This window comes from Rhodococcus sp. MS13 (assembly GCF_013277835.1).
GTDB classification, from domain to species: domain Bacteria; phylum Actinomycetota; class Actinomycetes; order Mycobacteriales; family Mycobacteriaceae; genus Rhodococcus_F; species Rhodococcus_F erythropolis.
Map to the genome: position 1 here is coordinate 533,697 of NZ_VBTL01000009.1, position 12,725 is coordinate 546,421.

At 60.1% G+C, this 12,725-nt stretch carries 11 protein-coding genes and 1 tRNA gene; 8 read left to right on the top strand and 4 right to left on the bottom strand.

What is annotated here, in order from left to right:
- Window positions 1-77 precede the first annotated feature (77 nt).
- On the top strand, window positions 78-581 hold the full coding sequence (locus FEZ59_RS19935; protein ID WP_019744569.1) for a CD225/dispanin family protein: 504 nt from the start codon (window positions 78-80) through the stop codon (window positions 579-581).
- Window positions 582-651: 70 nt separating this feature from the next.
- Window positions 652-1,731, top strand: a complete 1,080-nt coding sequence (ychF, locus tag FEZ59_RS19940) for a redox-regulated ATPase YchF (protein ID WP_019744568.1) — start codon at window positions 652-654, stop codon at window positions 1,729-1,731.
- A gap of 1,106 nt (window positions 1,732-2,837) precedes the next feature.
- Here ychF and FEZ59_RS19945 read toward each other — a convergent pair.
- Both FEZ59_RS19945 and FEZ59_RS19950 read right to left on the bottom strand, forming a co-directional pair.
- Window positions 2,838-4,595, bottom strand: coding sequence for a DUF262 domain-containing protein (locus FEZ59_RS19945; protein ID WP_021345030.1), 1,758 nt, complete (start codon window positions 4,593-4,595; stop codon window positions 2,838-2,840).
- A 785-nt stretch (window positions 4,596-5,380) separates the two neighbouring features.
- Window positions 5,381-6,349 (bottom strand): pseudouridine synthase, encoded by a 969-nt coding sequence (locus FEZ59_RS19950; RefSeq protein WP_031333683.1) that lies wholly within the window; start codon window positions 6,347-6,349, stop codon window positions 5,381-5,383.
- A 188-nt stretch (window positions 6,350-6,537) separates the two neighbouring features.
- On the opposite strand from FEZ59_RS19950, the gene FEZ59_RS19955 reads away from it, so the two are divergent.
- Window positions 6,538-6,610: transfer RNA gene (locus FEZ59_RS19955), tRNA-His, on the top strand.
- A 300-nt stretch (window positions 6,611-6,910) separates the two neighbouring features.
- Here FEZ59_RS19955 and FEZ59_RS19960 read toward each other — a convergent pair.
- Together FEZ59_RS19960 and FEZ59_RS19965 are read right to left on the bottom strand one after the other, a co-directional pair.
- A complete protein-coding gene (locus FEZ59_RS19960; protein WP_346343238.1) occupies window positions 6,911-7,975 on the bottom strand; it encodes a glycerophosphodiester phosphodiesterase family protein in 1,065 nt (354 codons plus the stop codon).
- Window positions 7,976-8,070: 95 nt separating this feature from the next.
- Window positions 8,071-8,928 (bottom strand): PE-PPE domain-containing protein, encoded by an 858-nt coding sequence (locus FEZ59_RS19965; RefSeq protein ID WP_172933076.1) that lies wholly within the window; start codon window positions 8,926-8,928, stop codon window positions 8,071-8,073.
- A gap of 107 nt (window positions 8,929-9,035) precedes the next feature.
- On the opposite strand from FEZ59_RS19965, the gene FEZ59_RS19970 reads away from it, so the two are divergent.
- The 5 genes from FEZ59_RS19970 to FEZ59_RS19990 all read left to right on the top strand — a co-directional run bounded on the left by FEZ59_RS19970 (window position 9,036) and on the right by FEZ59_RS19990 (window position 12,721).
- Window positions 9,036-10,001 carry an L-lactate dehydrogenase gene (locus FEZ59_RS19970; protein WP_172933077.1) on the top strand — a complete coding sequence of 322 codons (966 nt, stop codon included), beginning with the start codon at window positions 9,036-9,038 and terminating at the stop codon, window positions 9,999-10,001.
- A 40-nt stretch (window positions 10,002-10,041) separates the two neighbouring features.
- On the top strand, window positions 10,042-10,428 hold the full coding sequence (locus FEZ59_RS19975) for a phage holin family protein (RefSeq protein WP_019744552.1): 387 nt from the start codon (window positions 10,042-10,044) through the stop codon (window positions 10,426-10,428).
- A complete protein-coding gene (locus FEZ59_RS19980) occupies window positions 10,425-10,790 on the top strand; it encodes a VOC family protein (RefSeq protein WP_019744551.1) in 366 nt (121 codons plus the stop codon). The genes FEZ59_RS19975 and FEZ59_RS19980 overlap by 4 nt, the downstream gene beginning before the upstream one ends.
- A 75-nt stretch (window positions 10,791-10,865) precedes the next feature.
- Window positions 10,866-11,360, top strand: coding sequence for an SRPBCC family protein (locus tag FEZ59_RS19985; RefSeq protein ID WP_019744550.1), 495 nt, complete (start codon window positions 10,866-10,868; stop codon window positions 11,358-11,360).
- A gap of 32 nt (window positions 11,361-11,392) precedes the next feature.
- A complete protein-coding gene (locus tag FEZ59_RS19990) occupies window positions 11,393-12,721 on the top strand; it encodes a WS/DGAT domain-containing protein (protein ID WP_172933078.1) in 1,329 nt (442 codons plus the stop codon).
- The last annotated feature ends 4 nt before the right edge of the window (window positions 12,722-12,725 follow it).

The following is a 12,725-nucleotide window of genomic DNA, read 5'->3' on the forward strand; positions in this document are numbered from 1 at the left end:
GGCGCCCACTGTGACACGGCAGCGGTAAGTCTCCACTAGGTTCTGCGATAGAGAACCGAATCCGACTCTTTGGGGGAATGATGACCGAACCGCAATATCCGACCGACCCGCAGGATCCGAAGGAGCAGCAGTATCCGGCGGGCCAGCAGTATTCAGCCGGTCAGCAATATTCAGCCGGCCAGGAGTATCCGACGGGCCAGCAGTACCCGACCGACCCGCAGTACTCAGCCGGACAGCAGTATCCGACCGGTCAGCAGTACAGCGCGACCCAGCAGTACAGCGCCGCACCCACGTACGCGGCGCCTCAGTACGGTCCGCCGAAGTCCAACGCGGGATGGGCCGTCGCGTCGATCATCTTCTTCTGGCCTATCGCGTTCGCCGCGTTCAACCATCTCCACGACATCTACCCGAAGTGGGCGATGGGCGATCACCAGGGCGCGCAGTACGCGTCCGAGCGGGTGAAGAAGCTCGGTCAGATCTCGCTCCTCATAGCCGTCATCTGCTGGGTGCTGTTCATCGCGTTCTACGTCATCTTCCTGGTTGCGATCGTGTCGTCCGTCGATTCGTATACCTACAACTGATCACCTGCCGCGACGTGACGGTGGGGCGAGTACCCGTCACGTCGCGGCGAGGCCGTAGAATCCACAGACCGTGAGCCTTACCCTCGGAATCGTCGGACTGCCCAACGTCGGCAAGTCCACCCTTTTCAATGCACTGACCAACAACGACGTGTTGGCAGCGAACTACCCGTTCGCGACCATCGAACCCAACGTCGGCCTGGTCGAGCTGCCCGATCCGCGGCTGCAGAAGCTCGCCGAGATCTTCGGGTCCGAGCGCATCCTCCCCGCGACCGTGTCGTTCGTCGACATCGCGGGAATTGTGAAGGGCGCGTCCGAGGGCGCAGGCCTTGGCAACAAGTTCCTGGCCAACATCCGTGAAGCGGACGCCATCTGCCAGGTAGTTCGCGTCTTCGCCGACGACGACGTCATCCACGTCGACGGCAAGGTCGACCCGGCCTCCGATATCGAAGTCATCGAGACCGAGCTCGTGATCGCCGACATGCAGACCTTGGAGAAGGCTCTCCCGCGTCTGGACAAGGAAGCTCGCAAGAACAAGGAGCTCAAGCCGGCGCACGACGAGGCACTCAAGGCTCAGGCCTTCCTCAACGAGGGTACGACGCTGTTCAGCGTCAAGGACAAGCTCGACTTCTCGCTGCTGCGTGAACTGAGCCTGCTCACCACCAAGCCCTTCCTTTACGTCTTCAACGCCGACGAGTCTGTGCTCACCGACGCAGCGAAGGTTGCGGAATTGCGCGCATCCGTCGCACCGGCCGACGCTGTGTTCCTCGACGCGAAGGTCGAGCAGGAACTCCTCGAGCTCGACGAGGAAGACCGCCAGGAAATGCTCGACTCGATCGGTCAGACCGAGCCGGGCCTGCACGCTCTCGCGCGCACCGGCTTCCACACCCTCGGACTGCAGACCTACCTGACGGCTGGTCCGAAGGAAGCTCGCGCCTGGACCATCCACAAGGGTGACACCGCGCCCCAGGCTGCCGGCGTCATTCACACCGACTTCGAGCGTGGCTTCATCAAGGCTGAAATCGTGTCCTTCGACGACCTCGTCGAGGCGGGTTCCATGGCCGCAGCCAAGGCTGCAGGCAAGGTCCGCATGGAGGGCAAGGAATACGTCATGGCCGACGGCGATGTGGTCGAATTTAGATTTAATGTATAAACCCTGACATTCCAGCGTCTTGTGAATCTGGCGGACGCAGCTCGCGTTCCTACCCTGGATTAGATTGCAAGCGACGTCGAGGCAAGTCTCCGGCAGACGTATCGTAGGTAAGCGCGGGGGCGCGGATTGCCGAGGTGAACTCTTCTGCTCGAGAATAGGAGTCCTCAGGAGCAATGATTCGCTTTATATATCGTCCTTGCGAACGAGATTCCTGACTCAAGTATCATCTTGTTTCAAATGCGAGAGCGTAATTCTTATGAGTCGAGTTCGGCCAGTATTCGGCTATCTCGTCCCGCTGAATGCTCGCAACGAGCAGACGGTGCCGACGAAACACCGTCTGCCACGATCCGAGCCCCGGTGGCAGGTCGCGCGATTGGATGTCGATGTCAGCGCGTTACACGATGGCGTTCACCAGGATTCGTGCATTGATGCGTGGTCCTCCGTGCCTGGGGATGCCGGCTCGTTGACGATGCGTTTGACGAGGTCTCCGGGGTAGGTCGCTTTGATGCGCCACTCTTCACCTTTCGCTAATACGTGCAGCATCGCAACATGGATATGGCCTCTCGGGCGGACTCTTTCGAATCTGCGTTTCTTGGTGCGCTCACGGGTGGAATCTTCGTGAACCTCTTCCCAGAAGTCTCGGGATGCACTAAATCAAAGGCGTTCGCTTCAGGTTCAATATCTCATCGATGCTTACCGGCGGCCGGAGGATTCTGGGGACCGGATTATCGTGACGCCGGACTAGGTTCGTGGGGCGGAGCTTGCGACATCAGACATAGTGCCTTGGGGTATCGGTGTGAGATTGCGATGGCTGAGCATGTCTTGTCGGAAGTTTCGACCAAAAGCGGTGGATCCCCATGGCCACTCATGGAAGCACTCCGTGCCAGCCTCAGGGACGAGCTGGAGTTCCGTTTTGACATATGAGCATTGCCCCGCGGGGGATTGCAGGCCTGCGGGCCGGGTGATCCCCCGCGGGCCGGGTAGCGTCGCAGTTACAGTGTGGAGTTTGTCGAGAGGACAAGGCTCGCTTGCCCACCTCTGAGGAGGGCGCGCTTTGCGATGGAACTGTTACCGGCTTGTGCCCCAGCCGAATCCCTCAGTACAGGTCAGATCTGAGTTCTGGGCCAAAGCTCAAGTGCTCGATGAATGATGGCACCATGCCGCTCGTTTGCCTGCTCGCTTTTCCAGACCTTGCTGTCGATAGCTTCGACCAACTGCTTGTCTTCGCCGTTAATCCAATTGCGTAATTCGTCGCACTTGTCGGGAAATGTCTTTGGGAGGTTGGAGTTGATTTCCGGCGGAACGAGGGCAAGGTTTCCGATCTTAAAGATCCATGAGTTCCGCGGTGTGACCTCGGAGCGGCCTTCCAAACCCTGAAGATGCTCCATAGATAGCTGTCGACTGAGATCCAGCTTGGTCTCTTGGTACGACTTCTCGATACGCGTCAGGATATGTCGAATTTTAAATGAGTCTTTCGACCGGGTGCGTGAATATGCGAGACGACTGATCCCGTCCCTGAATTGTGCGTCGGATGCATCGATCTTGGAAGCGCCGGTGACGAAAGATTTGATAGCGGATTCGAAGTCCGGCTTCGAAGTACTCGCTGAAACTAGTGAAGCAGATTGCCGGTATATACGGCGGATCGTCGATGTGGAAGATTTCTGCGCGATGCTCCATCGAAATTGGAAACTCTCCACAGCGTCGAGGAACTCAATGAGCGTCTTGCGAGGAATCGCGTTATGCTCGCTGAGATATGCGCGCATTAGGGATAGCAACAGCGGGAATGGTTGGCTTGATCCGGCGACTAGCACCCCATAAAGCCGATCACAGATATCTTCGTACTTGTCCCGCCGCCAGGTGGTATCGAGTCCACGCCACGGGTCGGGGGAACCGTTGCTCGACAGCGTTTGATTCAGACCAGCCAGAATCTTAGCGTCGGTCTGGAGGCCGATGATCAGATCTCTGGCTGCGGCATCGCGATCATTTGACGATTCGATTTGATCCGCTATTGATCTACGTAGTCGAGCTTGTTCAACTGTGTCGGCGCTTGAATTTCTGGCGTGATGCTTTGAATTCCATGCGTAGTACAAGAAAACGTCTGGTGTCATTCCCTCGAATGTCAGATCGTCGAGCATCTCAAGTATCTGTGACCACGCGCGCTCGGAACTGTCCTCATCGCTCGATGCGATCTCCGCGAACAGCAAATTCTTGACGAGATCGAGCACCGTCAGGCTTTTTCCGCGATCGTTCAGTGTCTCAAAGATAGTGAATGCGTTCTTGCGATCCTCCACGTTAATGTAGACGACCTCTGATTCGAGGATTGCGTCACGAATCTCGTCAAGCTGTTGGATCTTGTCTGGTGCGTTTTGCAGCAGATCGCGCGCGAGCCTCTCGAAGGTGTCATACGCTTGCGACTCCAGCGCGCCCGGATCATAGCCGGGCGCGACTGCACGGTGCTCTCTATCCAGAAGGATATTGTCATTGAGGCGGCCCGCTGCGCTTGCGTCCCTGTTCTTCAAGCGGTGATTTCGATGGCCGTCACGGTCGATGTACTCAAGATACTCCTTAATGCCGGTGACGCGCGCTGTGTTTCCGAACTCTTGATAAAGGTCGCGGAGCACGCACAAAGTGATAATCGTAGTGGTCAGTCGTTGTTGACCATCAATCACTTCTCGTGGAGCGGAAGTTGCGCCGCTCGTCACCATGCTGCCGAGGAAGTGCGGTTCGGTGGTGTCGGTGATGTCACTCCAGAAATCCTTGATGTTTTGCGATTCCCATGCGTATCGGCGTTGATACCGCGGCACGATGTGCTGCCCTTGCTGCAGAACCTGGCCTAACGTCCTTTTGTGCGCGTCAATCTGCAACTGCTCTGCTCCCTGCTCTGATTGGGGGCTTCCAAGGCGCTGCTGCCCTACGGCTGAAGCTGCAGAACATTGGTGCGCGAGGTCTCGCCATGGGCACCGACAAGTTGCGAGTGACCATACCCACTCCGGATCATAGCGACAGCAGCCGATCGACCTCGAGCAGCGTATCCAGATTGTTTATCCTTAACTGCGGACCCTGCGTATCAGATGCCGGCGTTGGCCGTGTGTCACTAGAAAAGCTTGTGCTGGACGAATGCTCGCTCGTGAAGTCGCCGCATACTCGGTGAATTTGCGTACGGTTGCCAACGGGCTGTCCGCGGAATGCTTACGCAGCTGAACAGAACGTACTGCTGATCAGGCTTTGATGACGGCGACGGGCCAATTGAACATAGGCTTTCGGCAGTGGGTTGGCGGTTCGGAATACTGGGAGGGCAACTCATCCGCATTCCGTAACCACAGCAGGTTGGTTGGAACGGCGACATCGTTGAATTCAGGTTCAACGCCTAAATGCCACCGCACCAGCTCATTTTGGATCATCCGTTCATAACCCGCGTAAACACGGAACAGTTCGTCTGCAGGCCTGCGAGTTTTGCCGTCCGCGTATGAGAATCTGTGGTGCCCGTTCACACCGGGAACAATCACGCCGCTTTATCGAAGGCGTCGGTGAATAGCTGAACGTTCTTCGCGAGTGTCCCGAGCAGTCCGGTCGCCGTCGATCCGCCAGCACGACTTCGCCTGGATGCCGGGACAGTGCACGACTCCAGGTGCTTGACGGCAGCGGGCGCTCAGCAGCCAGGCGAGGGCATCTCGCTGAGCGTCCGACGTGTCACAAACCGCCGCGCTCTCCCAGTCAACGGGTCGGTGAATTCGAGTTCCCTCGCGAGCAATTGGAGTGGGAGGGAATGATCGTCCGGGGCGTCGGGAAGCAGGTCGGGGTATCGCCGGTCGCCCAGGATCCCGGCGCCGAGAGCTGCCAGATGCACCCGCAACTGGTGCATCCGTCCGGAGCGCGGACGTAGAACCGTGTGCAGCACAGCACGTCCGGAGGCGCTCACGCCCGTCCCTCGCGCCTCGATCATGGTCTCGGAGTTGGGTTCACGGCTGTCGTCGACGACGACTCGCAACTCGCCGCGTCGAGCTTCGATGTGGTTGCGGTAAACGAGAGGGACGTCGAGCGCTGGCGCATCCTGGTCCCACCGGGACGGTCGCGCCGACACCGCCTCGTAGACCTTCGTGACCTGCCGCTTCTCGAACAGTGACTGGTACGCGCCGCGCGTCGCGGGGCGGGCCGAGAACATCACCACGCCTGCGGTGCCGCGGTCGAGTCTATGGATCGGGGTCAGATCTGGGTTGTCGAGGCGGACCCGCAGTCGGACGAGCGCCGACTCGCGCAGGTAACGCCCGCTGGGGGTGGTCGGGAGAAAATGTGGTTTGTCGATCACGACGAGATCGTCGTCGAGGTGCAGGATCTCCTCGCGGAACGGCACCGGGTCCTCCGCCGGTAACTCGCGGTAGTACCAGACGAACCGGTGCGCGCTGAGCTCGGTGCTCCGGCAGATCGGGTGGCCGTCGATACCCACGAACTCGCCGTCGTCGAACCGTCGATACAGGTTTTCGGCGTCCAGATGGTCGAACTTGGCTACGACGTAATCGGCGATCGTCGTCCACGGCCCAGAGAGCGGGATGCGTAGGCGCGTCGGGCCAACCCCGTTCTTGACGGGCAGCGGTGGGGACATGGACACACAGGTAATCATCCCATCGACTGCTGGTCAGCGGTGATTCGGTGCGGCCTTGCCGGAGACGTCCCCGCGGGGACGTGGGGGCCAACTCGGACCGGTGATCACCAGAGATCGTCGAGTCGGAAAATCAGTAGCGCGGACCACGGAAGGCTCCGTATGGTTTCGACACACACGATCGCGGTCGAAAAGCACTGCGGTCCATACCTTCTGTAGCTCAATTGGTGAGAGCACCCGACTGTGACTCGGGCGACGGCGGATCGTAACCGCCCAGGGGGACTCAGTTCAGATACGGCTGACGTGAGGACTCTAGGCGCAGAGACCGGCAGCCCTTTGCCTGCACAGTTGTCGAACGAGCCTCAGCCGGTATTCCCTGAATCGCCGAACAGCATTCCAGTCACCCGCCATTTCCGCGTCGGCAAGTAGGTATTCGCAGTTGTCCAACTGATCCTTCAAGGACATCATCAGAATTCACCTCCGATCACCCGAGCAAGTACCTGTCCAGGATGCGTCCGGCGACACCCCGCGGACATCGGCCGAAGTACCTGTTCAGGTACCTGCTTCGGTGCGCGGTGGAGGTTACTTCTTGACCGCAGGCGCTGGTAGCGGCGTACCGCGCTCGGACAGGACGGCGCGGAGACGGTCGGGGTAATCGGTGATGATTCCGTCGACACCCAGGTCTATGAGGGCGTGCATGGTGGCGGGATCATCGACGGTCCACGGGATGACCTTCATGCCACGCGCATGTGCGCTCGCGATCATGTCGGCTGTCGGGTACAAGGCGAAGCCGGGGTCGCCGACCTTTCCGCCCTGGGGAGTTCCTTGGACAGGGGAGTAGGCGAAGGCGCCGAAGGTTGCCACCGCCGCGATGCCGTCGCCACCGAAATCATCGATGTCCAGACCGCCGAGCCACGGTGACGCTCCGTCCTTGCCTACCTGGAGAAAGTCACCGTTGGTGAGCGCGACCACGGGCACACTCGGCGCGAGTTGACGGGTGAGCATGAGCGAGCCCCAGTCGAAGCTCTGAATGGTGACGCTGTCCAACAATCCGGCTGCCCGGATCGTATCGAGGACTACAGAGACGAACTGCTCACGCGGGGCGGTCTCGTGGGGCGCTCCCGCTTCCACCTTGGTCTCGATGTTCAGCTTGATTCCGGGTGCGTTGTACGACTTCACCAGAGCGAGCACTTCTTCGAGTGTCTGCATATTCGCTCCCGGAACATTTTGCTGCTCAGGGTATCCGGCAAGGGGGAGCGTGCCACAGTCCATGGTCTTGATCTGTTGCAGGTTCAGCGTGTTGACGAATTTGCCGACGTACGGGAACTCCGGGTCGCCGGTAGTGGCGGGCTCGGTGTCGAGGCATTTCTTGTTCGAGATCTTACGATCGTGCGTGACGACAGCGATCCCGTCTTCGGTGATCTGGGTATCGAGTTCCAGTGTGCTGACGCCCATTTCGAGAGCATTGGAGAACGCGGCCAGGCTGCTCTCCGTGTACAGGCCGAGCCCGCCGCGGTGGGCTTGGACGTCGAACGTCGAAACCGGCTGGGGTGCTGAACTACCGAACGAACCGGACCAGTCGAGACTGCCGGTTGGCGATGCGCCGGCCGGGGTCGCCAGGGCGGTGAGGGGGAGTGCGACGGTCACGGCGGCACACGACAATATTCTGCTCAGTTGCATGAAAGGGACGTAAGGGCGTCGAATGGCTCGCCGGGGTTCGTTAGGTAAACTAACGGTAAAGGTCAGGCTGCGTGAACGCGCTGCTCGACGCCGTTTGCCTGGACCTTCATCCACGACGCCAGAAGCTCGCACCCGGTCAGTCCGCTCTCGTCGAGAGGTTCGATCGCGTAGCTGATGTGTCTACCGCCGCGAGGGTTCTCCAGCTGAAAGCGGTTCAGGTTCAACCGCGTCGGCAGATAGCCGAGGACTTCGAGGAACGCGGTGCGAATGCGTCGTAGATCGGTGCGCCACTGTTTCGGACTGAAACGAGTCTTCTGCGCATTCTGGAAAGCATTGCTACGAAGTAGTTCCCAAACTTTTTGTGCCCACACGCGTGCCTGGGAGAAGGACATCCAGCGCGTCAAGTCTGCGATGTCGCGAATGTAGCTGTCGTCGCTGGCATTACAGATCATGTCCTGTGGGTGCCCGATCCACTTGACCGGAATCCACGGCTGGACTTCGGGTCCGTCGCCGGCAACTCCGTGTCCCTCGCAACCTTCGATGACGCCGGTCGGTTGTTGTGGATCGGAGATCAGTCCGACTCCGATGATGTTGGCGCCGTTCAGCGTCGGAGACGTAAATGTCGGAAGAGCCGCGCGGATCACGGTGCATCCCTGTGAGTATCCGATCAGCATGACTGGGCCGTCTGTCTCTGCGATTGCGGTCGAGAGGGCCTTCACACCCATCGCGGTGCTGTGCCGAAAGCTCAGGCCGCCGTCGGCGACCGGGCCATACGACGCGGGATAGGCGACCCAGCGAGAATCGAATCGACTGTCGAGTTCGTCGGTGACGGCACTGAGGAGTCCGCGCACACGCGTGCCGTGGTCGCCGACGTGGGATTCGCCGGTGCCGCCAACTGCAAGAACGGTTACCTCAGCCATGCCAGCGATGATCCACGTCGATTCTGAGAGGCCGGCATCCAAACCCTGAGAAGAGGCTGGCAATCCGTTGTGCTGCGAAATCGTTATCGAGCGAGCACCATTTACCCATGACGACGCCGAATCGTTCATCCAGGCGAAAAGTGTCCGTTGTCGGTGCGGGAAGCGTCGGCACTGCGATTGCGTACGCGTGCTTGATACGCGGATCAGCCGACGCGCTCGCCCTCTACGACACCAACAGTGCAAAGGTCCGCGCCGAAGTTCTCGATCTCAACCACGGAACCCAGTTCACACCGCCGTGCACCGTCGAGGGAGGTGATGACATCTCGGTCACCGCGGGATCCGACTTGGTCGTCGTCACCGCGGGCGCAAAACAGCATTCCGGCCAGTCGCGGCTCGAACTTGCCGCGGTGAACGTCAAGATTGCACAGACTCTGACCGAACAACTGTTGGCGGTGTCACCGGACGCGGTTCTACTCTTCGTCACCAACCCGGTCGACGTGGCGACCTACGCAGCGATCCAGGCTGCGGGACCGTCGTACCGCAGCCGAATTTTCGGATCGGGGACGGTGCTCGACACGGCCCGATTGCGATTCCTGCTGGCCACCGAACTCGGAGTCGCGGTCGAGAACGTCCATGCCTTCATCGTCGGCGAGCACGGGGACTCCGAGATTCCGCTCTGGTCGAGCGCAACCATCGGCGGGGTGCCGGCAACCTCGTTCGTGGGACCGTCGGGCGGCGTCCTCGGCCCCGACTTACGCGCGAATGTCGCGAAGTCTGTGGTCGAGAGTGCTTACGAGATCATCGAAGGAAAGGGTGCGACCAACCTCGCCATCGGATTGTCGAGCGCATTCATCGCGGAAGTCGTGTTGCGGGACGAACAACGGGTTCTTCCGGTATCGACCTTGCAGACCGGTGTCCACGGACTCGAGCGCGTTTGCCTGTCCCTTCCCACGATGGTTGGTCGTGCGGGTGCCGGTCGAGTCCTCGAAGTACCGCTTTCAGAAAAAGAGGCTTCGGGGCTCCGATCTTCGGCCCGTACATTGCGAGAGGTGCAGGAATCTCTGGGATTGTGAATATCTGTTCTGCTCGATTTCCGACATATAGGATCAACAAATGATCAGCTTCCTGATTCGCGCCGCGATCTTCCTGGGTTCTGCCGCTGTCGGGCTTCTTGTTGCGTCGTTGATTCTTTCGGGCTTCTCGGCGCCCACATCCGGATTCATCGTTGCGGTCGTGATCTTTGCGATAGCGCAGTCGGTCCTGGCGCCGTTCATCGCGACAGTGGCAAAGCGCCACGCACCAGCATTTCTCGGCGGAATCGGATTGGTGTCGACGTTTGTCGCTCTGTTGGTGGCGTCGCTCTTCTCCAATCTGTCGATCTCCGGTGTCTCGACGTGGATTCTGGGAACAGTCGTCGTGTGGCTGGTAACAGCACTTGCGACGCTGGTGCTTCCGTTGTTGTTCGTGCGTAAGAAAGTTCAGGAGAAGAAGGCTCAGTGACGCGTCCGAACATCGGTATGGACTACTCAGTCTTGGACTGCCCGGATCCGGCTGCATTGGCCAACTTCTACGTCCAGGTCCTCGACTGGAAAAGCGTTCGGGACGAAGATGATTGGCACGTGATCGAAGGACCCGCCGGCGAGCGGCTCGCGTTTCAGCTTGCTCCGGATTTTGTTCCGGTCGACTGGCCGACATCCGGCGTCGGAATCCATCTGGATCTGCTCGTCGATTCTCTCGACCCCGCGGAGGCTTGGGTGATCAGCCTGGGTGCGCAGCGGGTGACCGGCATCCCGGAGCATCAGACTTTCCGCGTCTACCGCGACCCGGTCGGTCACCACTTCTGCCTGTGTCTGCGCGACTGAGTGTCGACTCGCCCCGATCTCGTCGACCGTGGATAATTCCGAACACTTGTCACGCCCGAGAATTGGAGATCGACGATGGCTTCGCAGAATTCCGACGAATTCCTGGTAGAACGTACGACGATCGTCAAGGCAGAAGCATCGGTCGTCTTCGCGTTGATCAACGATTTCCACCAGTGGACGCAGTGGTCGCCCTGGGAAGGTCTCGACCCGGCAATGCAGCGCACGTACGCGGGTCCTGACGCGGGCGTCGGGGCTTCGTACGCCTGGGCCGGAAACAAGAAGGCAGGCTCCGGTTCGATGGTGATAACCGAATCCGTCCCAGACGAACGCGTAGTTTTGGACCTGGCCTTCCTCAAGCCGTTCAAGGCACAGAACGTCACCACCTTTCTCATCTCTCCGAATGCCGGTGCCTCTCCCAATGCCGGTGAAGTTCAGGTGACGTGGAAGATGACTGGAAAGAAGAATCTGTTCTTCAAGATCTTCGGTTTCATCTTCAGCATGGACAAGCTCGTCGGAAAGGATTTCGAGAAGGGCCTGTCCCAGCTGAAAGCTGCTGCCGAAAAGGGCTGACGAGCCGGTGGTACCGTCTCCCGGTGTTACGGATGACGCCCACCGATGCCCAAACCTTCTGGATTTCGGAGAAGATCCCCAACGATCAACTACTGCTCTACTGTTTCGACGGGCAGAGCCAGTCGATCGACGAGCTACGACGCTCGGTGGTGGAACGAGCGTCGCTCATTCCGGATCTCAATGTTCGGATTCGTGAATCACCGTGGCATCTCGACTATCCGCTCTGGGATCCCATGCCGGTCGATGCCTCGTTGGTGAGAGTGCATGAGCTGCCGGATGACTCGTGGCCATCGTGTATTCACGGAATCGAAAAGCTTCTCGAAAACCACGTCGACCCGCGTGAGTCCCCGTGGACGCTTCACCTGTTCCACGGCGTCACCGGCGCGCCGCGTTGTAGCGGCCCGGCGCTGATCGCAGTTCTGCAGGTCGCTCATTCTCTGGCGGACGGCAAACGCGCGTCGGCGATTGCTCGCCAGCTGTTCTCGCCGCAACCGCCCGCGCAGCAGAAGACGGACGTGCGGCGTAGCGGATCAGCCGAGATTCTGGGCCGCGCCGCCTTGCGCCTGCCGGGTCAGCTCGTTTCGCTGTTCCGCGACGGACGGGCTGGGCACCGAGCGCAGTTACAGCTGCAGTTGGACACCGAATCGGGAGTTGTTGCGCCGCAGGCGGCGAGCCGTCCCAAGGTGCGCTCCAACATCCCGCCTGGACCTCACCGACTGGTGCGCATGGTCGTGCGGGACAGCGCAGATTTCCGTGGCGACGGCGTATCCGTCACAGTCGGAGCGATGACAGCCATCTCGGTAGCGATGGCGAATTACCTCACCGAGCGAGACGGCTCGGTACCGCCGGAACTGGGAGCCGAGGTGACCATCGCCAAGGCGGGTACACCCACGGCGCGCAACCACTTCCGCAATGCAGGTGTCGGACTGTTCCCGGATATCGATGACCTCCGTGAGCGAGCTCAACGGATCAAGGCGTCGATGGACGAGCGTCGCGCACGGGCATCCCATCCGTCCAGCGCAGCTTCGGATCTCGCGCTGAACGCGGTTCCCGGCCCGCTGGTCCGTTGGGGCGTGCAGCAATACGATTTCACGGCAGTGCCCGACGAGGTCACCGGCAACACCGTGGTGTCGAGTGTCGCGCGCGGTGACGCGGATCTGGTGCTCGGAGGCGGCGTCGTTCGGTTCACAGCGGGCTTCCCGAGTTTGTCACCGGTCATGTCCTTGACCCACGGTGTACACGGGATCGGGGACACGGTGACGATCAGCATCACCAGCAGTCCGGCCTCGATCGCGGACATCGACGTGTACGAGCAGATGATGCACGACGCGATCGACGAGGTACGCGAAGCGCTGTCGTGACGGC

Excerpts from the sequence above, each read along its gene's own strand:
- FEZ59_RS19935 (WP_019744569.1), top strand. The coding sequence starts at position 78 with ATGATGACCGAACCGCAATATCCGACCGACCCGCAGGATCCGAAGGAG.
- FEZ59_RS19950 (WP_031333683.1), bottom strand. The coding sequence starts at position 6,349 with ATGATTACCTGTGTGTCCATGTCCCCACCGCTGCCCGTCAAGAACGGG.
- FEZ59_RS19965 (WP_172933076.1), bottom strand. The coding sequence starts at position 8,928 with ATGGCTGAGGTAACCGTTCTTGCAGTTGGCGGCACCGGCGAATCCCAC.
- FEZ59_RS19970 (WP_172933077.1), top strand. The coding sequence starts at position 9,036 with ATGACGACGCCGAATCGTTCATCCAGGCGAAAAGTGTCCGTTGTCGGT.
- FEZ59_RS19975 (WP_019744552.1), top strand. The coding sequence starts at position 10,042 with ATGATCAGCTTCCTGATTCGCGCCGCGATCTTCCTGGGTTCTGCCGCT.
- FEZ59_RS19985 (WP_019744550.1), top strand. The coding sequence starts at position 10,866 with ATGGCTTCGCAGAATTCCGACGAATTCCTGGTAGAACGTACGACGATC.
- FEZ59_RS19990 (WP_172933078.1), top strand. The coding sequence starts at position 11,393 with ATGACGCCCACCGATGCCCAAACCTTCTGGATTTCGGAGAAGATCCCC.